Raw genomic sequence first — 17,097 nt, 5'->3', positions numbered from 1 at the left:
TGAGATCTTGCCGCCTTTGTGGCGGTCATCGAAGGTGGCGGGTTCTCGGACGCAGCGCGACGGTTGAACACGTCGCCTTCGACCCTCAGCCGTACAATTGCCAGGCTTGAGCAAACGATTGGGGTCCGGCTGATCCGCCGCACAACCCGGTCTATCGACTTGACGCCAAGGGGCGCCGAAGTCCTGAAGATCGCGCGAGACATGCTGTTGCACGCGGACCGCTTCGTATCAATGCCGCCGTACCGTTTATGCTGCATGTTCTCATTCCGGCCCTGCCGGATTTTCAAAAACTGTATCCGGAAATTGATGTCACACTGACGATGACCGATACGGTTGTCGATCTGATCGGCTCTCATGCGGATGTGGCGATCAGGTTGGGAAGCCTTGAAAACTCGGAGTTGCTGGTGCGCACGCTCGGCCTGTCTCAGTGGCGTCTGGTTGCTTCGCCCGAATATGTCGCGCGTCTGGGGATGCCCAAGTCAGACGAAGACCTCCAGCACATGCAACAGGTGCGTTTTCTGTCTCTGCATCACCTCAACGAGTTGCGGTTTCACGATAGATCGGTACCGCTCACCCTCGCAACAGCGGTTGTAGCCGATAATGGCGAGGCAGTGCGTCACCTTGTTCTGCGTGGCATGGGAATTGCTCGGCTGTCCGATTTTCTTGTGGATGCGGACATCGAGTCCGGGCGGTTGATCGAACTGTTACCGGGTCATCTGGATTGCACGCCTATGGAGGTTTCCGCAGTTTATATGGAACCAATATCGGGATCGCGCCGATTGGCGGTTTTTCTGGATTTCCTGCGGCAGCGGCTTAAAAGCTAGAACCTGACGGCTATACCGTTTTTCGTGGATTCTAAATCGAAACTATTGCCAAATTGGCACAGGTCTTTTGCACAAAGGCCGGTTTTCAGGTGCGCGAAACAGGTCCATTTATAACTCACCGTACAGAAATCAATGAGGCAACGTTTTGATCCCGAAAAAGCTAAAGCTCGTAAGCTACGCAATTTGCCCCTTCGTACAGCGTGCAACACTGCTGATGGAGTTAAAGGGGCTCGACTATGAGATCGAGTACATTGACCTGGCGGAAAAACCGGACTGGTTTCTGGAAATCTCTCCGATGGGCAAGGTTCCCTTGCTGATGGTAGGAGACACCGTACTGTTCGAGTCGCAGGCGATTCTGGAGTTTCTGGACGAGGCTTCAGGGGAAAGCCTCCACCACACTGATCTTGTTACGACAGCCCGTGATCGCGGGTTGGCGGAACTGGCATCCAACATGATCTTCAGCCAATGGGCGATGCTGACGGCCGAATCCCAGGAAGAGGTCGCAGGTAACAAGGAAAAACTGCTGGGGCAGTTGGCATATCTTGAACGCCAGCTCGGAGAAGGTCCGTTCTTTCACGGCGCGCAACCGCATCTGACCGATGTGGCATTCGCGCCGATGCTACAACGTCTGGTTTTTGCGGCCGAGGATTTTGTAGGCGACCTGTTTGTCGATACGCCAAGGGTGGCAGCCTGGGCGAAAACTCTGCTGGAACTCAAAGCCCTGGAACGTTCGGCCAAACCTGAACTGCGCCAACTGATCGCGGACCGGATCGTCGCAGAGCAGGGCTACTTCGCGGAGAAAGCTGCATGAAAAAGGCGGTCGTAACCGGTCATTCCAAAGGTCTTGGCCTTGCGATGACCAGACAATTGTTGGAGCGCGGCTATCAGGTTCTCGGCCTGTCGCGCACCGGTGTGGACGATATCGCCGGGCTGCACCAGATGTCGCTCAACTTTGCCGATACCGGCACGGTGATCGAATTCGCAGGACAGCGGCATTTGCCCAACTTTCTCGAAAACGCAACGTCCGCAGTGCTGATCAACAATGCTGGTGTCGTCAAACCCGTGGCACCGACAGGTCGGCAGGCTCCGGACGCGATAGCGGTTTCAGTGGCGGTGAACGTCACGGCGCCACTTGTTCTTTCGAACGCTTTCGTATCGGCGACCCACAACGCCGGGGACCGGCGGATCATGCACGTTTCCAGCGGCGCGGCGCGAAAGGGCTTTACCGGTTGGGGTATCTACTGCGCGACAAAGGCGGCGCTTGACCTACACACCGAGGCGACCGCGATGGACAACGTGCCGAACTTGTGCGTTTGCAGCCTAGCCCCGGGTATTGTCGACACGGATATGCAGGCGACGCTGCGCGATACGCCAAAAGAGGACTTCGCCCTATTAGAGAAGTTTCAGGGGTTCAAAGCGGATGGGGATCTGTTGACGCCGGATGCTGCCGCGTCCGCCATGGTCGGGAATCTTCATGACGCGCGGTTTGGCAGTGTGATTTGCACGGACATCCGCGAATTGTGATGACTGCGCCCGCGCAACTGTAACCTGGGCGCGGGCAAAGAAACTGTGAAAGGGCGCGTCAGACTGGTTCGCCCGCCACCGCCGCCAGCCCAAACAATTCTGCGATTTCGTCAAAGCTGCTGAGTTTCGTCACACCGTTTGGTGCCTTCGATGGTGAAGACGGCACCAGAAACGCTGTCATGCCAGCGGCAACGCCCGCTTTGGCGCCGGTCGGGCTGTCTTCCAGAACAATTGCGTCCTCGGGCTGCACATCCAAAAGCCAGGCCGCACGCAGATATGACTCGGGGTCAGGCTTGCCTTTCCGGACGTCGTTGCGGCTGACCGTGACCATGCGCGGTGCAGTCAGATCAAGGCTTTTGAGGTTTGTATCGACAAGCAGACGATCGGAGTTCGAGACAATTGCCTGCGGGACACCGGCTTTCGCCAACTCGTTCCACAATGCAAGGGCATCGGGAAATGCGGCGATTTCCTTTACCAGCCTCATGTAATTGCCGTACTTCAGCCGAAGCCATGTGTCGAAAGCCTCGGCAAGGCCAAAGTCTTTCTGTAGCCACGCGTATACATTCTCGGCGGACATGCCGGTCGCAAGCAGATAAAGGTCTTCGGGGACGGTCAGGTCGTGATGCGTCATTGCCTCGGCGAGGGCCTGAATGTGCATATGCTCGCTATCGACCAACGTGCCGTCCATGTCCCACAGCACAGCTTTTTTCGCCATTTTCGCCCCTTGATTCCGCGTGCAACTTTCAACTAGAAAAAATTAACTACTGGCGTTACTATCGTGAAAGCAAATTCCTTTCAAGCTGATAGCTTCACTTGGTAGTGAAGTAATCATTTGACAACTTGGGCTTTGCACGATTGATGGCAGGAGGTCCAATGGCATTAATGACGGAAACTTCACTACTGGACAATGGTGTCATCGATCGTATCCGGCGACAGATGCCCTACTTGAACCCGGCCCTCAAGCGGATTGCTGAACAAATTCTGAAGTCGCCAGAGGAAGTCAAATCGATTTCAATCAAGGAACTCGCCGAGAAGTGCCGGGTTTCGGAATCAACGGTTACGCGATTTGTACGTGAAATAGATGTTCACAACTTCCAGCAGCTCAAGATTTCTCTGGCCGAAGAACTGTCGCAGGCGATCGCAGGGGCCAAGCCGGTTGTCCCCAATCGAAATGTCTATGAGGACATTACCGCCGACGACGACACCAAGTCTATCCTCGAGAAGATTTCCGCGCGTTACGCTATCACCATTGATGACACCCTAAAAGGGGCCAACGCGGAAGAGATAGAACGCGCGGTCGAGGCTATCGACCAGGCCCAGACGCTTGCGTTTTTTGCCATGGGGTCGTCGATCATCTGCGTTGAGAACGCTCTGGTACGCTTTATGCGCGTCGGCAAGTCCTGCCAGTTTTTCCGCGATCAGGGGGTGCGCCATATCTCAACGGCGACTTTGGACGAAACCTGCCTTGCCATTGGTATCAGCAATTCGGGCCGGACGATCCCCACAGTTGACGCCTTGAAAGCGGCGCATGAACAGGGCGCCAAAACCATGTGCATCACCTCGTTCCCCAATTCTCCGATTACCTCAGTGTCAGATGTAAAGCTATTCACCAGTACCATAACTGCGGCGACGGGGTCCGGCGACTACAAGGAATCAATGGTGTCCAAGATCGCGCAGTTGCAGATCATTGATGTGCTTTACTCGATTTACGCGGTGCGCAACTTCGGTCACGCAATTGAGACGTTGAAGGAAACTGACGCGCTTACGCAATCGACGCGTTACTGAATGCGTTCAGGGATGGCAACGCGGCGAAGGGTGCGTCCCGGAAGCTGACGGAACCATCCGGTCAGTCGTTTAGCCGCTGGTTCGCACGCCCTCGACCACGTGGTCGATAAAGGCCCGGATGCGGTTTGAAAGATGCGCATGGTCTGCGTACAGCGCGTGGACAGGCTCGGTGTCGCCGGGATTGAAGTCTTCCAGCAGCGGCACAAGCGCGCCCGTGGCGATGTCGTTCTTGATGTGAAAATCGGATAACCGCGCAATGCCGACGCCTGCAATTGCCATCTGCCGCATCATTTCCCCGTCACTGGTGGTCAGGTTTCCATGTACGTTTTGATCATGGCGCTGTTGCTGCGGGCCTGAGAAAGGCCACAGATCCAAGCCTCTGCGAACATTCAGCCCAAGGCAGTTGTATTGCCGCAAATCTGAGGGATGGGTGGGCACACCAAAACGCTTCAGATAGCTTGGGGCAGCCACAACTTTGCGCGGCGTCTCCATAAGCTTGCGTGCTTTCAATGCGCTGTCCGGAAGATGGCCGGTGCGAATGGCGATATCCGTGCGATCATAGATCAGGTCGACCGGCAGGTCGGTCTGGATCAAATCCAGCGATACCTCGGGGTACTTTCTCAAAAACTCCGGGATCAGCGGCAGCAGATGGTGTTGGGTGAAAGGAATATTGGCATTCACACGAAGCGTGCCGCGCACGTCATCCGCTGCGGCGGCGACCGCGCGTTCCGACTGGGCGATCTCGGCCACGATGCGTTGCGCCCGCTCAAAGTAAGCCTCGCCCTCGACCGTCAGTTTCAGTCCTCGGGTCGAGCGGATGATCAGCGGAACCCCAAGTCTGTGCTCCAACCGGGACATCAGTTTGGAGATGGCGGACGGTGTCAGGTTCATCGCGCGGGCCGTCGCCGAGAACGAGCCATGCTCGACCACGCGCACAAACACCTCCATTTCACCGCCTCGATTGATCATGAAACCTCTGTATCATCCCTTCAGCCGTAACGTATCGCGGATGGACTGGCCTGTGAATTTTTTTCACATTTGATGTGATATTTTTGCTCTACAGGCATAGTGCCTTGCATGTCATTCTCGCGGCAACGCCGAACGGAAGTCATATGGGGAAAACCGATGTATAAGAAACGCGCGCTGATTGTCGGGGCAACCGGTATAGTCGGAGCGAACCTAGCCGAGCGGCTGCACGCCGAAGGCGACTGGGAGATTCACGCTCTTTCGCGCCGCCCGCCGAAGGGGTGTTCCTGGATGACATCGCACGCGGTTGATCTTCTGGATCGCGCAACTGCGCTTGAAAAACTCGTACCGCTTGCGCCGACCCATATCTTTTTTTGCGCCTGGACGCTTGGCGATACCGAAGCCGACAATATCAGGCTGAACGGCGGCATGTTGCGTACCGTGCTGGATGCCTTCACCGAGAGCCGATGCATCGAACGGCTAGCGATTGTGACCGGAACCAAGCACTACCTCGGGCCGTTTGAAGACTACGGCAAGGTAACACCTGTGACCCCGTTTGCAGAAACGGCACCCCGGCTGGAGAAAAGCAATTTCTACTATGAGCTTGAGGATATTGCGGCGGAATACGGCGCAGCGCATGATTTCGGCTGGACCATTCATCGCAGCCACACGATCATTGGCTATGCGGTCGGCAATCTGATGAATATTGGCGCCACCCTGGCCACCTATGCCTCAATCTGCAAGGAAACCGGTGAGCCTTTTATCTTTCCCGGATCACCCACTGCCTGGGCCGGGGTGAACGACATCACCGATGCCCGCCTGCTGGCTGAGCATATCGCCTGGGCCGCGACCGAACCCAATGCGCGCAACGAAGCCTTCAACGCCGCCAATGGTGATGTCTTCCGTTGGGAACAGCTCTGGCAGTTGATTGCCGACTACTTTGAGGTCGAGGTCGGCGTCTATCCGGGCGCTTACAACTCGCTGGAAGATCGCCTGAGGGAAAAAGAGGACATCTGGAATGCCATTGTCGAGAAACACGACCTTCAGCGCACCCCTTTCAGTGCGATGAATTCAGCCTGGCATACAGACCTCGATCTGGGGCGGCCGATGGAATGTTTCCACACCATGAGCAAAAGCCGCAAGCTCGGGTTCTCGGGCTATCAGGATACGCCGCAGGCGTTCATAGATACATTCGACCGGATGCGCAGAGAGCGGATCATTCCCTGATCAAAAAGTGGTTTCGGCTGATGGAGGAGGCCTGAGGATGCAGGATTTGAGGGGTAAAGTCGCAGTCGTGACCGGGGCCAGTTCTGGCATCGGCCTGGAAACGGCGCGGCAATTTCTTTTGGCGGATGTACGTGTTGTGGGTGTGGGGCTTGACATTGGTCCATTCGCCGAACTGGGCGGGGATGCGGAAGTCTGCGCTCTCGAAGTTGATCTGACCAAACCGGCTGCGGCTGACCATGTGGTTGAGGCAGCCCTCGGTGCCTTCGGGAAGCTCGACATCCTGTTCAACAATGCAGGCTCGGCGCCAGGGCGCGACAGTTTCGCCGATGTTACGGACGCCCAGTGGCAAGCGACTTTCGACCTGAACGTAATGGGCTATGTTCGTATGGCCCGCGCCGTAATCCCACCCATGCTGAAGAATGGCCAGGGGGCAATGGTGCATTGCGGTTCTGAAGCAGGGATCATGCCTCACCTCATTCTACCAGACTACAACGTTTCAAAGGCCGCAGTGCATATGCTGAGCAAAGCTATCTCGCGTGAGTATACTTCGCGGGGCATCCGCTCGAACGTGGTCGCCCCGGCACACATTCGAACGGAGCTCTGGGACACTCCAGGCGGTTTTCTGGATGCGCTGGCCGACAAATACAATGTTGCGCGTCAGGACAGGGATGCTGCCGTGGCAGCATTTCTTGCGGACAGCAAACTGCCAGCTGGACGCTTGGGGCAGCCGGAAGATGTCGCACGCGCAGTGCTGTTCCTGGCTTCCGAAGCTTCGGATTTCATCAGTGGCGATATCATCCGCGTCGACGGCGGCGTCGTTCCCACTGTGTAGTGTTTGGTTTCGGTGACTAACATGGCTAATTTGAATTGTGACACACAGATCAACGGCAACCCCGACTGGTCCGAAGAAATTCGCGCAGATTTGGCAAAGAACTTCCTAAACGGCAGAGTCGGGCATGAGCTTTTGTCCGAAACGGACGAAGTGCGGATTTGGCGTGTTAGCCTCAAGCCTGGAGAGCGCATTGGGTTCCATCGGCATGTGTTGAACTACTTCTGGGTGGCTGTGAATGCCGGTAGCTCCCAGTCCCGCTTCGCTGACGGTAGAACTCTGAAATCGGAATATGAAGCGGGCACAACCCGGCATTTTAGCTATGACCGGGGTGAGTTTATGTTGCACGATCTTGAAAACATCGGAGAGACCGAACTGATTTTCACCACGGTAGAGTTCAAAGACTCTCCCAACTCACCGCTGCCTGTTTGAACGATTCCTGATGGATTTGTTTCGTTTTGATGGCGCCAATGCCTTTGGCACCGCGGCTGCCAGCGGGTTGGGCCAAGGCTATTGGGGAACTAAACATGACGGATTACATGCCTGCTCAAGAACCTACGATGTACTTCATAGGAGTGACGACACAGAAATCGTCCATCCAGAACCGAACTCTGAAGCGGCTTGGATGCTCGGTCAAATAACAGACAGTCAGAATGAAGTTTTTGAACGATCTGTTCGAGCAGGAATGTTTTTCATTAAACGGCAATTCTCTAGCGCCAAGACGTTTGGCTTTCAGCTGTTTGCTGAGATCGCAGGATAGGTGTGTCCAGTAAGACGCTAGCTTTAATTCACTCCAAAAGTTTGCGATACATCCGGAACGGGCCTTGACCCTAGTTGTGCCATTGCATTCCAAACCCTGGCGGTCATTTTGCCATCCAACAACATCTAATAGCGGCCAACCCGAACCCAACAAGTATCAATGCGTCAATCACGATCAGTGTAGCCGCGACCGGGCGCTCAAGGAATATCCAAAAACCATCGCGGGAGATTAACAGCGATCGGCGCAGGTTTGCCTCAAGGATTGGGCCAAGGATCAAACCCAGTACGATTGGCGCGAGTGGGTATTTGGCCAGCCGAAACAAGATGCCGATCAGCCCAAATCCAAACATGACCCATAGGTCAAATACCGATCCCTGTAAGGCGAACGTTCCGATGCAACAAAGGATCAGGATTGTCGGGATCAGATACACCTTTGGAATCGACAAGACCCGTATGAACAACGGCGCCGCAAGAATACCCGCAAAGAGCAACATCACATTCGAGGCCATGTAGACAAGGAAGATTCCACCTACAAAGTCAGGTTGCGTCAGAAACATCTCTGGTCCCGGAATAAACCCGAGGATTAAAAGCGCGCCAAGAAGCATCGCAGACGACGCATCCCCTGGAATGCCGAGTGCCAGTGTCGGGACAAGCGTACCGCCAACCGTTGCATTATTGGCTGCCTCAGTGGCAATGACTCCGCCTTCGGCACCCTCGCCAAACTTCTCTTCTGGTTTGGAAAAGGATTTGGCCACTGCATATGAGCTAAACGAACTTATGTCACCGCCTGCACCTGGAAGCGAGCCAAAAAACACACCGACCAGGGATGACCGGATCAGATTCTTCCAATTTCGCAGGGTCTGTATAACTGCCCTAAGACTTGGTCTGGCGATTTCAAGCTTTGGTTCGTCCATCAAGCCCCCACCGGCCATCTGAAATGCCATCTCTGAGATCGCAAAAAGGCCAACGACCACTGCTACTATGTGAAATCCATTCAGCATATGGTGCGACCCGAAGGTGAAGCGGTAGCCGGTCGAAAACTCGTCTGTCCCGATTGTCGACAGAAGAAGGCCGAAGCAGCAGGCCAACAGGCCTTTGACAAATGTCCCTTCCGAGATCAGCGAGATCGTGAGCAAACCGGTTATGGCGAGCATGGCGTATTCAGGAGGAGCAAAGCGACTGGCGAAGCCGGCTAGGATTGGCGCGGCTACAATCAAGACGACGCCTCCGATGAGCCCACCAAGCGAAGAGGCCGCGAGCGCTAGACCGATGGCTTTGGACGCCTTGCCCTTTTGAGCCATAGGATAGCCGTCAAGTAGGGTAGCGGCCGCGATAGGTGTTCCCGGTATTCGGAGCAAGATGGCCGAGACCGCGCCGCCGCAGGAGCCGCCGACGAAGATCGAAATGAGAAACCCCATGCCCGCAAGAGGCGGCAAGCTGATCGCAACAGGCAAGAGCAAGATAATACCCATTAGGGGACCAAGACCGGGGAGCGCTCCGACAAGAAGGCCGATCAGGACGCCTGCAAGGCTCAGAAGCAAGGTAAACGGCGAAAAAAAGAGATCAAAGCCGTCGATGATGGTTTCAAACATGCGCGCCTACCACGGGATATTCAGGCCGAAAACTCCGCCCGGTAGAACGACATTCAGGATTTTTTCGAAAGCGAATGCCAAAGAAAAAGCGATGACAAGCGCAACGGCGAGGGTCTTCGGAACGTTTCGCAAACCGCATAGCCACATGACCACAGCGGCCATCCAAGTGGTTGCCAAATGATATCCAAGCCAATTCAGGCATGTGAGGTAGATCACAAAGATCACTAGGAACCAAAGGCTCCTCCGTACTCCGGACCAAGGTGGAGTTTCGCTCGTTGAGTCGCCACCGAAGACGAAGGCGCGGATAAGCTGCACGGTGAGAAGGGCGCCCATAAAGATCGCGATGCCGCGCGGATAGCTGGCCGCGTTGTCATAGGGACCGCCGGAGGCGATCCCCTGTTCGGCCATCGAAGTCGCAATCTGTTGGAATACAACGGCGACAAGCGCTCCTAAGAACGCCAGCGCTCCCCATTCTGCAAGTCTGGCTGGCACAACCGAACTCTACTGGAGTTTTTTCAACTCTTTTTCTTCCCAAGTAAGTGCATTGCCCATGGCAGATAGCTGATCTTGCACAGAGCCGACGACTTCTTCGTATTGGGTGTGATCCCACTCAAGCGGCACGAAACCGATTTTTGCGATCGCTTCCTTAACGTCATCGCGCGCCATTGCGGCACCCATAGCGGTGCGAAGCTTTTCGGTAACATCGTCTGGCGTGTCAGGGCTCACGATCCACCAGGTCCAACCCATAGGACCGAGTTTGGAAAGACCGACATCGACCTGGAGATCAGCAATTGTCGGCGCGCCATCGAAGGAAGCTTTCGATCCCGGAAGTTCGGACAGAACCATCATGATGTTGAATGCGGACGGATCTGATTTGTAGTTTCCAACATTGATGAACGAAAAGTCGAGAACGCCCGATTTCAGGTCTTTCACCGCATTCCCATCCTGCGTGTAGGGCACGTTTTGGGCCACACAATCGTATGACTGCAACGCCTTGGCGATGACCATATGGGGCAGGTTGTTGCGGGAACCCGAGGAATAGCGCAGTTCTCCTCTATTGGCCTGGCAATAGTCCATCATTTCCTCGAAGGTCGACCAACGAGTCTCACCCGTTCGGCCACCGATGGCAAAGGCATTGGAGACGGCCGAGTGCAACGGCTTGAACTCCGAAAAATCCCAATCGGCGTTCCCGAGGATTGGTTGCAATACTAATGGTGCAACGTAGCCATCAAACACCGTGTAGCCATCTGCCGCTTTGCCCATCGCTGTTGTTTGCGCTTTGGTTCCGGCTGCACCGGGGACGGAAAGAACTGGCATGTCGATGCCGAGTTCCTCGCCCATAGCCTTGGCGATGATCTGGCTGACCGCCATGGCGTTACCAGGTCCCCAAGGGTGGATGAGTTCGATTGTCCGCTCGGGGAACTCAGCCGTGGCTGCGGTCGCGGTCAGCCCCGCAATAGCCGTTGCAGCAATTGTTCTGAGTGCTGTTTTCATATCTTGGGTCTCCTCCCGTCAGTGTGTTTCTCATGCCTTTGGTGGATTGTTTCTTCGAATTCGGATGTCGCCAACCCAAACCGCTCATAGATTTCTGGCGGCGCGTCATGCCTCTGAAAATGAGCGGAAACAAGTGAGGTCAATCGTGCTACCACAGCGGCGTCACGTATTGGCTGTGTTTGACCTGGATCGGCGTCGAGGTCGTAAAGCGCGGTTTCACAATCTTCGAGTGTCTGTCCATCTTGTCCAACCTGGCTGTTCTTCGGGTCAAGCTTGAGCTTCAGAAGTGGGACGCCATTGGTGAAATCGAACGGCCCAGCAAGCTCGGCAGTGCGCAGTTCACTGACGTTGAAAGCCCCCGTCATGTGGGCAGGCATCAACGTATAGATGCTGAGATCGGTGTTGTTGTCGTTTTCGGGGTAGAGGAAGTAGCTATAGCGTCCGTCGGCTATGCACACCGGCCCGCCGAACATCCCAAAAGCGACCGAGGCGTGTCCCGGAACGTCGCCGGTCAGGGAGGGAACCAGTGACGTCCCAGTAACACAGGGAGGAATCTCGCAGCCGTGGATGTGAAGCATCGTCGGCATCAAGTCGGGCGTTTGCGATAGTAAAGTGCGCCGGGTGCCTGTGTCGCCGTCTGGGTGCGCGATCATCAATGGGATGTGAGAGATTTCCTCGTAGTAGGGCATGCGGTTCTTGCCCCACCAGTCGTGCTCGGAAAGCAAAAAACCGTGATCTGTTGTCAGGATAAGGCAGGTATCATTCCATAGCGCATGATCATCGAAATAATCCAGCAGCTTGCCGAAATACTCGTCACACATGGCCACTAACGCAGCGTAGTTACCGCGGATCTCGGCAATTTCTTCTGCGGAGTTTGTTGCCTTCTCGTAAATCGGCCAATCAAGAATCTTCCCGTCATATCCACTTTGATAAGCTTCCTTGAATCGTTCGGGCGTTACGAAGGGCTCGTGGGGGTCGAAACACTCAAGTTGCAATAACCAGTCGTTGGCATTGCGGTTGAGGTCAAGGAACTCAAACGCTGCCGAGAAACACTTGGCTGTAGGAAAATCCGCCTCTGTTTCGAGGAACCGGGCGTTGATGGCGGCTCGAGATTTTTTCCATGCAATCTTAGAGGTATTGCCACGGGTCGCCGTGCCTTTTGGTAGGCCATCGAGTGGATAATGCCGATTGTCATAGGTCTCGCGCAGCCGGTCGACCGGAGGAGCCACCAGCACCTTCAGCGGGTCGTATTCCTGTCCTCGGATGAAATCCCAGCTGTCGAAGGCGTTTGCATATCCCCATCCGCCATCCTCGAAGTAATGCAGATGATCAGAGATCAGGTGGGTATAAGTGCCGTTCTGGCTGAGAATGCGAGCATAGGAATCGTCGAACGGCTCAAGCGGCCCCCAGTGTCGATGCATGAAGTTGAGACGACCCGTGTGCATATCACGCCGCGCTGGCATGCAGGGAAGACTGCCGACATAATGCTTGTCAAAGGTTACAGCGCGGCGGGCGAAACGGTCGAAGTTGGGCGTTGCGATGGCCGTGCCACCGTAAGCACCAAGTGCCAGACGGTTAAGCGAGTCAAAAAGGACGAAAACCGTTCGCATTTCCCCTCCCAAAACATCGCAGCGGCTGGCCACAGATTGCACGACGGAAGCAATTCTGTAAAATCGAAGTATCGACTAAATGCATTCGGGAAAGGAATACCTTGGAAAGAAATCTCGCCGCCTTTCTCGCCGTCGCGTCGCACGGATCGCTAACAGAGGCGTGCAATACGCTCGGCGTCACGCAGCCTTCCGTCACCAAACGGATCGCAAACCTAGAAGCAAGCTACGGTACTCCGCTTTTTGAGCGCGATCGGCGGGGTATGCGGCTGACCGAAGCAGGCAGGATGCTGCTCGAGAATGCTGAGCAGATCGCACTGGAGTACCAACAGTCGCGCGAGAAGATCGGAGCCATCGCGTCTTCAGGTCTTTCGGTTCTCCGCGTTGGCGCTGGTCCGCTCTTTCATCTCAATTGTGTGGCCAACCTGTTCACCCGGCTCAAATCCCGTTTTCCCGACCTTCGGCTCGATCTAAAGACCGATTTGAAGCAATTGGCGAGCGAAGCCTTACTAAGTGGCGAGATCGACCTTTACCTCGGCGTGCTTGATGAAGCAGGCGCTGAGGCAGACATCTTGTCTACGACAGTGACCGAAGTAGAACACGGTGTCGTCATGCCACCGGACCATCCGGCGGTAAGGTACACCGCGATCGACGTTTGCGATCTCGTCGGACAGCAATGGGTTATTTTCGGCAACGATCCCGAGACCGAAGCGAGACTGCGCGAACTGCTTGGAGCTACTACAGCAACCCACGAGTTCATTGACGTCCGAACAACGTCTTTTACGACTGGCTTGCAACTGGTTCGTGACGGACCGTTCGTCATGTCTGCTCCATTGCAACTGGCCTCGCGTGTAGCGAGAGAGGGGCTTATCATTCGCCCTACCAAGCAAGGCCTGCCGCGGCGAAAAGCAGGCGTCCACTTGCGTCGGAGTGCGATAGACTATGGTGTGATGAAGGCCAGTGTCGCATTTTTTTCTGAATTTGAATTTCGATAGCGGACATTGGTTGCGCCCGCAGCATTTGATAAGTTCGGCTCTTAGGAATTGCTAGGTTCTGGACCAATTTATTTGATTGCAGTTATCTCGGCTTCGTGGTTCAAGCCCTTGAGTTTCAGGGGTATATCATGAGCATTTTAATCTAGATGACCAACCTGCAGATGAAGCGCCTTCATCCTTACTTTCCAAAGTACCAAAGCAGGCCTTGGGTTGATGATTTCCAGGTATTGAAAAGCATCATTTTCATTAACCGCAATAGGATACATTGGCCCAATGAGCTGTATCAGTATGGGCCGCAAAAGTCGTTTTGCAAACGCCGAAATCGATGGGGCGATACGACTGTGTTTGTTCGAGTATGAACGGGCTGGTAACTGATGGCAAGCATCGCAATACGATCACGAATGACGCACCATACCCCAAAGCGCATCGTACGGCCTCAAGTCTACTATAGGAAAAGGGGCCGCGGCAGGCTCTCCAGATGCACCAAATGTGGCCTGAACACGAAACCGCCTGTTGTTACTGACAGTCTCGGACGCTCTATCAGATTCCCCATTCTAGCAGGGCAAAGGATTTCCTCTCACCTGCCACTCTCGTTGCTTTGATCCCATTCTGGCTTTAATTCAACGAGGCTGGAAATCAGGCAACCTGACTCACGTGAGTACTCAAGTAAACAGGGCAAAACAGTGCTGTCCTTGCTGTCGTTCGGCCTCCATTTTACATCTCGGGCTGCAAATGCCAATTTTATTTGACATATGACACTATTAATCAATAAAAGGAACTCGGACGCCTTGGATTCCAACCGGCATCTTGGCGAAGGGGTAGTTCGACCATGGAACTCGTCCATTCGGTCTTTTGAGAAGCACTTGAGAAACGGACCGACGTATCGTCACCGCATCGGTCGAAAAGGAGGAAAACATGTCAAAAGATGATACCGCTTATGAAATGACAAATCCTAAGGGTCTTAGCCGACGCGATATCCTGCGTGGCACAACCGTCGCGCTTGGTGCAATAGTGGCGGGAGGTGGCGTTAATCTGCTGAGGCCAACCACCGCATGGGCCCAGAGCTATGATCCGAATGCTGTAAAATTTGCTTTCTCCACACCGTTTTCAGGTCAGGATTCGTTTACCGGTACGATTGGTGGCCTCAAAGTGAGCATTGAGCAGTTGGGGGGAAAGCTTTCAATCTCTGACGCCAGCTTCGATCTCAAAAAGCAGAACGACCAGATCGGCGCAATTGTGGCATCCAAACCTGACATCTTCATTGTTCTTCCGGTCGATCCAGTGGGCTGTGCCAATGCCATCCAGAAAGCAGTTGATGCAGGTATTCCGACATTCGTGCTAGACACTACGATACCGGGCGTTGCAACAACACAAAACTCGTTCCACGATAACTTTGGAATGGGTGTCGTGACGGCACGTTGGTTGGCAGAAAAGCTCGGAGGCAAAGGCAAGATCGCGGCGATGCAACTTCCGATCAACGAAACCTGGAACCAGCGTGACATGGGCATGGCGTTTGCTTTGCGCGAATTTCCAGAGATCGAGGTTGTAGACACTTGGGCCTTTGATCCGACGGGTAAAGTCACACCGCGCGCGGCTGCAGATGCATTCTTTACTGCAAACCCAGACTTGGCCGGAATATGGTCGGCATGGGACAATGCAGGTATGGAGGCCGGGCTGGCAGCGCTTGCCGCAGGCCGACCTGATGTTATCATCACAGGGATTGATGGAGGCGCGGCAGCATTTGAGAACATCCGTTCAGGCGGTCCTTTTAAAGCGACGGTTACTCAGTCGTTTTTTGCGCAAGCTGCGGAACCAGTCTATTATGCACATCAACTTTTGCAAGGCAATCTGGTACCCCGCATTCTGCTACATCCATCCTATTTGGTGACCGCAACGGATCTGGAGGGTCACGATCCGGATTTGGCGGCGAGATATGATGAGCCGGGTGTTGCTGAAGCACTTGGCTGGAAGCGCGTGCTTTAACGTACAATGACTTCTGTTCTGGAAATGAGCGGGATCGACAAACGCTTCGGTCCTGTTCACGCGTTGTCGGGCGTAGATTTCAATTTGGCCCACGGTGAGGTTCACGCTCTTCTAGGTGTCAACGGCGCGGGGAAATCCACGCTAATGAAGATTCTGTCGGGTATTTACACGTCAGATGCCGGAGAGATTCGTATTGACGGGCGGAGCGTATCGATCCGCTCGCCCTCAGCAGCGATTGACGCCGGCGTTGCCTCGGTTCAACAACACCCGGAACTGGTTGAAGATCTTTCGGGCTACGAGAACATATTCCTTGGTCAAGAAGGTCACGGCCGCGGTGTATTCCGTCCCGTCGAAAGGGGCAGCATGAAGCGACAGGCGGAAGAACTTCTAGAACGGTTACCAGTTGACATCGATCTCAGTGTCCCGGTGCGCAAACTGTCCGGAGTGGGTCGCGAGCTTGTCGCAATCTTGCATGCACTCAAGCACGAACATGTCAAAATCCTGATCTTGGATGAACCTACCTCGACACTTACGAAGGTTGAGGCCGAGCAATTGTTCAGTACGATGGGCACGCTGAAAGCCGCCGGGGTTTCGATCATTTACATCACGCATCGTCTTGACGAGGTTTTTCTCGTAGCCGACCGCTTTACGGTTTTTCGGGGTGGGCAAAAGATTGCAACCATGACTTGTGAAGAGGCACACGCCAATAACGTTTCTATCCCGGAGCTTATGTTGCAGGAGGAACTTGGAGAACTTTACCCCAACAAAGCAGTGAATGAACCCGACAGCCCTGCAGTGCTAGAGATTCGCGACTTTACCGGGCAGGGGTTTGAGGGCATCACCCTGTCCGTTCGCGTGGGTGAGATCACGGGGCTTTTTGGCTTGGTTGGGTCGGGCATCGATGAGTTGGCAAAGGCGATCTTTGGTGTGAAGGCACCGACCAAGGGGGAAATCTGCTTGAACGGCACTCCGGTACGCATTCGGTCTACTGCCGACGCGCTTAAGAACGGTATCTTTCTTGTGCCCGGGGACCGGCGTACTGAAGGTTTGGTGATGACAGATCACGCGGTGTTTAATGCAGCCATTGCAAACCCCACGCGCGCCTCTGGCTTAGGTGGCTTTCTGCTTTTTCGTCGCAATTTGGCCGATGTGCGCGAATTGGCCGAAAAAGTAGACCTGCAACCGCCAGCAGTGACCCGCCCCGCCTCAGACTATAGCGGCGGTAACCAGCAGAAAATCGTGATTTCAAAAGGGCTATACAGCCAGGCCAGCATCTATCTGTTTGTCGAGCCAACGGTTGGTGTCGATGTTGGCGCGCGCGCCAAGATCTATGCATTGATGCGAGAGTTGAGCCGGGATGCTGCAGTCATGGTGTTATCGTCGGACTATGATGAAGTGTTTGGCGTGGCCGATCGTATTGGTGCGCTTTATCGCGGCCGATTGGTGCTTGCGCCAGATACGGGCATTGGCCGGGATACACTGTTAGCTGCCGGAATTGCAGGAGTGTAACGT

The 17,097-nt window shown here is 54.6% G+C and carries 18 protein-coding genes; 12 read left to right on the top strand and 6 right to left on the bottom strand.

The genetic code is table 11. The features are described from left to right. The first annotated feature begins 18 nt into the window (after window positions 1-18). The 4 genes from ACR0K5_RS16110 (at window position 19) to ACR0K5_RS16095 (ending at window position 2,348) form a co-directional block, all read left to right on the top strand. Entirely contained in the window at window positions 19-318 is a 300-nt protein-coding gene (locus ACR0K5_RS16110) for a LysR family transcriptional regulator (protein WP_480630676.1), read from the top strand. Beyond that, window positions 249-824, top strand: a complete 576-nt coding sequence (locus tag ACR0K5_RS16105) for a substrate binding domain-containing protein (RefSeq protein WP_480630675.1) — start codon at window positions 249-251, stop codon at window positions 822-824. Before ACR0K5_RS16110 ends, ACR0K5_RS16105 begins: the two co-directional genes overlap by 70 nt. Before the next feature lie 145 nt (window positions 825-969). Then, on the top strand, window positions 970-1,635 hold the full coding sequence (locus ACR0K5_RS16100) for a glutathione S-transferase family protein (protein ID WP_480630674.1): 666 nt from the start codon (window positions 970-972) through the stop codon (window positions 1,633-1,635). Further along, a complete protein-coding gene (locus ACR0K5_RS16095) occupies window positions 1,632-2,348 on the top strand; it encodes an SDR family NAD(P)-dependent oxidoreductase (RefSeq protein ID WP_480630673.1) in 717 nt (238 codons plus the stop codon). Before ACR0K5_RS16100 ends, ACR0K5_RS16095 begins: the two co-directional genes overlap by 4 nt. 58 nt (window positions 2,349-2,406) lie before the next feature. Here the strand turns inward: ACR0K5_RS16095 and ACR0K5_RS16090 are convergent, their stop codons facing one another. After that, complete coding sequence (locus tag ACR0K5_RS16090) at window positions 2,407-3,063, bottom strand: HAD family hydrolase (protein ID WP_480630672.1); 657 nt, start codon at window positions 3,061-3,063, stop codon at window positions 2,407-2,409. A 158-nt stretch (window positions 3,064-3,221) separates the two neighbouring features. On the opposite strand from ACR0K5_RS16090, the gene ACR0K5_RS16085 reads away from it, so the two are divergent. After that, window positions 3,222-4,133, top strand: coding sequence for a MurR/RpiR family transcriptional regulator (locus tag ACR0K5_RS16085; protein WP_480630671.1), 912 nt, complete (start codon window positions 3,222-3,224; stop codon window positions 4,131-4,133). A gap of 69 nt (window positions 4,134-4,202) precedes the next feature. Here ACR0K5_RS16085 and ACR0K5_RS16080 read toward each other — a convergent pair whose 3' ends face one another. Next, a complete protein-coding gene (locus ACR0K5_RS16080; RefSeq protein WP_480630670.1) occupies window positions 4,203-5,102 on the bottom strand; it encodes a LysR family transcriptional regulator in 900 nt (299 codons plus the stop codon). Between the two features lie 156 nt (window positions 5,103-5,258). On the opposite strand from ACR0K5_RS16080, the gene ACR0K5_RS16075 reads away from it, so the two are divergent. From ACR0K5_RS16075 to ACR0K5_RS16060, 4 genes are read left to right on the top strand one after another with little or no spacing between them, the layout of a single operon-like run. Next, a complete protein-coding gene (locus ACR0K5_RS16075) occupies window positions 5,259-6,326 on the top strand; it encodes an SDR family oxidoreductase (RefSeq protein ID WP_480630669.1) in 1,068 nt (355 codons plus the stop codon). Between the two features lie 37 nt (window positions 6,327-6,363). Then, window positions 6,364-7,158: an SDR family NAD(P)-dependent oxidoreductase gene (locus tag ACR0K5_RS16070; protein WP_480630668.1), complete on the top strand. Its 795-nt coding sequence runs from the start codon at window positions 6,364-6,366 to the stop codon at window positions 7,156-7,158. 21 nt (window positions 7,159-7,179) lie between these two features. After that, the gene (locus ACR0K5_RS16065; RefSeq protein ID WP_480630667.1) at window positions 7,180-7,587 is read left to right on the top strand and encodes a cupin domain-containing protein; all 408 of its coding nucleotides are present in this window, start codon (window positions 7,180-7,182) and stop codon (window positions 7,585-7,587) included. A gap of 10 nt (window positions 7,588-7,597) precedes the next feature. After that, complete coding sequence (locus ACR0K5_RS16060) at window positions 7,598-7,915, top strand: hypothetical protein (protein WP_480630666.1); 318 nt, start codon at window positions 7,598-7,600, stop codon at window positions 7,913-7,915. A 103-nt stretch (window positions 7,916-8,018) separates the two neighbouring features. On the opposite strand, the gene ACR0K5_RS16055 is transcribed toward ACR0K5_RS16060, so the two are convergent. The 4 genes from ACR0K5_RS16055 to ACR0K5_RS16040 are packed head-to-tail and all read right to left on the bottom strand — an operon-like array spanning window position 8,019 to window position 12,610. Beyond that, window positions 8,019-9,506: a tripartite tricarboxylate transporter permease gene (locus ACR0K5_RS16055; protein ID WP_480630665.1), complete on the bottom strand. Its 1,488-nt coding sequence runs from the start codon at window positions 9,504-9,506 to the stop codon at window positions 8,019-8,021. Window positions 9,507-9,512: 6 nt separating this feature from the next. After that, window positions 9,513-9,998 (bottom strand): tripartite tricarboxylate transporter TctB family protein, encoded by a 486-nt coding sequence (locus ACR0K5_RS16050; RefSeq protein ID WP_480630664.1) that lies wholly within the window; start codon window positions 9,996-9,998, stop codon window positions 9,513-9,515. A 9-nt stretch (window positions 9,999-10,007) separates the two neighbouring features. Then, window positions 10,008-11,000, bottom strand: a complete 993-nt coding sequence (locus ACR0K5_RS16045; protein WP_480630663.1) for a tripartite tricarboxylate transporter substrate-binding protein — start codon at window positions 10,998-11,000, stop codon at window positions 10,008-10,010. Continuing rightward, complete coding sequence (locus ACR0K5_RS16040; RefSeq protein ID WP_480630662.1) at window positions 10,997-12,610, bottom strand: sulfatase; 1,614 nt, start codon at window positions 12,608-12,610, stop codon at window positions 10,997-10,999. The genes ACR0K5_RS16045 and ACR0K5_RS16040 overlap by 4 nt, the downstream gene beginning before the upstream one ends. Before the next feature lie 101 nt (window positions 12,611-12,711). Between ACR0K5_RS16040 and ACR0K5_RS16035 the strand changes: the two genes are divergently transcribed. From ACR0K5_RS16035 to ACR0K5_RS16025, 3 genes are all read left to right on the top strand, one after another. Continuing rightward, window positions 12,712-13,602 carry a LysR family transcriptional regulator gene (locus ACR0K5_RS16035; protein WP_480630661.1) on the top strand — a complete coding sequence of 297 codons (891 nt, stop codon included), beginning with the start codon at window positions 12,712-12,714 and terminating at the stop codon, window positions 13,600-13,602. Between the two features lie 915 nt (window positions 13,603-14,517). Then, entirely contained in the window at window positions 14,518-15,585 is a 1,068-nt protein-coding gene (locus ACR0K5_RS16030; protein WP_480630660.1) for a sugar ABC transporter substrate-binding protein, read from the top strand. 6 nt (window positions 15,586-15,591) lie between these two features. Then, window positions 15,592-17,094, top strand: coding sequence for a sugar ABC transporter ATP-binding protein (locus ACR0K5_RS16025; protein WP_480630659.1), 1,503 nt, complete (start codon window positions 15,592-15,594; stop codon window positions 17,092-17,094). The last annotated feature ends 3 nt before the right edge of the window (window positions 17,095-17,097 follow it).

The organism is Ruegeria sp. AB9 (assembly GCF_056542585.1).
The sequence above is the reverse complement of the archived record's forward strand: the minus strand, read 5'-3'. Positions and strand labels throughout refer to the sequence as shown.

Excerpts from the sequence above, each read along its gene's own strand:
- ACR0K5_RS16045 (WP_480630663.1), bottom strand. The coding sequence starts at position 11,000 with ATGAAAACAGCACTCAGAACAATTGCTGCAACGGCTATTGCGGGGCTG.
- ACR0K5_RS16075 (WP_480630669.1), top strand. The coding sequence starts at position 5,259 with ATGTATAAGAAACGCGCGCTGATTGTCGGGGCAACCGGTATAGTCGGA.
- ACR0K5_RS16030 (WP_480630660.1), top strand. The coding sequence starts at position 14,518 with ATGTCAAAAGATGATACCGCTTATGAAATGACAAATCCTAAGGGTCTT.
- ACR0K5_RS16055 (WP_480630665.1), bottom strand. The coding sequence starts at position 9,506 with ATGTTTGAAACCATCATCGACGGCTTTGATCTCTTTTTTTCGCCGTTT.
- ACR0K5_RS16090 (WP_480630672.1), bottom strand. The coding sequence starts at position 3,063 with ATGGCGAAAAAAGCTGTGCTGTGGGACATGGACGGCACGTTGGTCGAT.
- ACR0K5_RS16065 (WP_480630667.1), top strand. The coding sequence starts at position 7,180 with ATGGCTAATTTGAATTGTGACACACAGATCAACGGCAACCCCGACTGG.
- ACR0K5_RS16060 (WP_480630666.1), top strand. The coding sequence starts at position 7,598 with ATGGATTTGTTTCGTTTTGATGGCGCCAATGCCTTTGGCACCGCGGCT.
- ACR0K5_RS16105 (WP_480630675.1), top strand. The coding sequence starts at position 249 with ATGCTGCATGTTCTCATTCCGGCCCTGCCGGATTTTCAAAAACTGTAT.
- ACR0K5_RS16085 (WP_480630671.1), top strand. The coding sequence starts at position 3,222 with ATGGCATTAATGACGGAAACTTCACTACTGGACAATGGTGTCATCGAT.
- ACR0K5_RS16040 (WP_480630662.1), bottom strand. The coding sequence starts at position 12,610 with ATGCGAACGGTTTTCGTCCTTTTTGACTCGCTTAACCGTCTGGCACTT.
- ACR0K5_RS16070 (WP_480630668.1), top strand. The coding sequence starts at position 6,364 with ATGCAGGATTTGAGGGGTAAAGTCGCAGTCGTGACCGGGGCCAGTTCT.
- ACR0K5_RS16095 (WP_480630673.1), top strand. The coding sequence starts at position 1,632 with ATGAAAAAGGCGGTCGTAACCGGTCATTCCAAAGGTCTTGGCCTTGCG.
- ACR0K5_RS16025 (WP_480630659.1), top strand. The coding sequence starts at position 15,592 with ATGACTTCTGTTCTGGAAATGAGCGGGATCGACAAACGCTTCGGTCCT.
- ACR0K5_RS16080 (WP_480630670.1), bottom strand. The coding sequence starts at position 5,102 with ATGATCAATCGAGGCGGTGAAATGGAGGTGTTTGTGCGCGTGGTCGAG.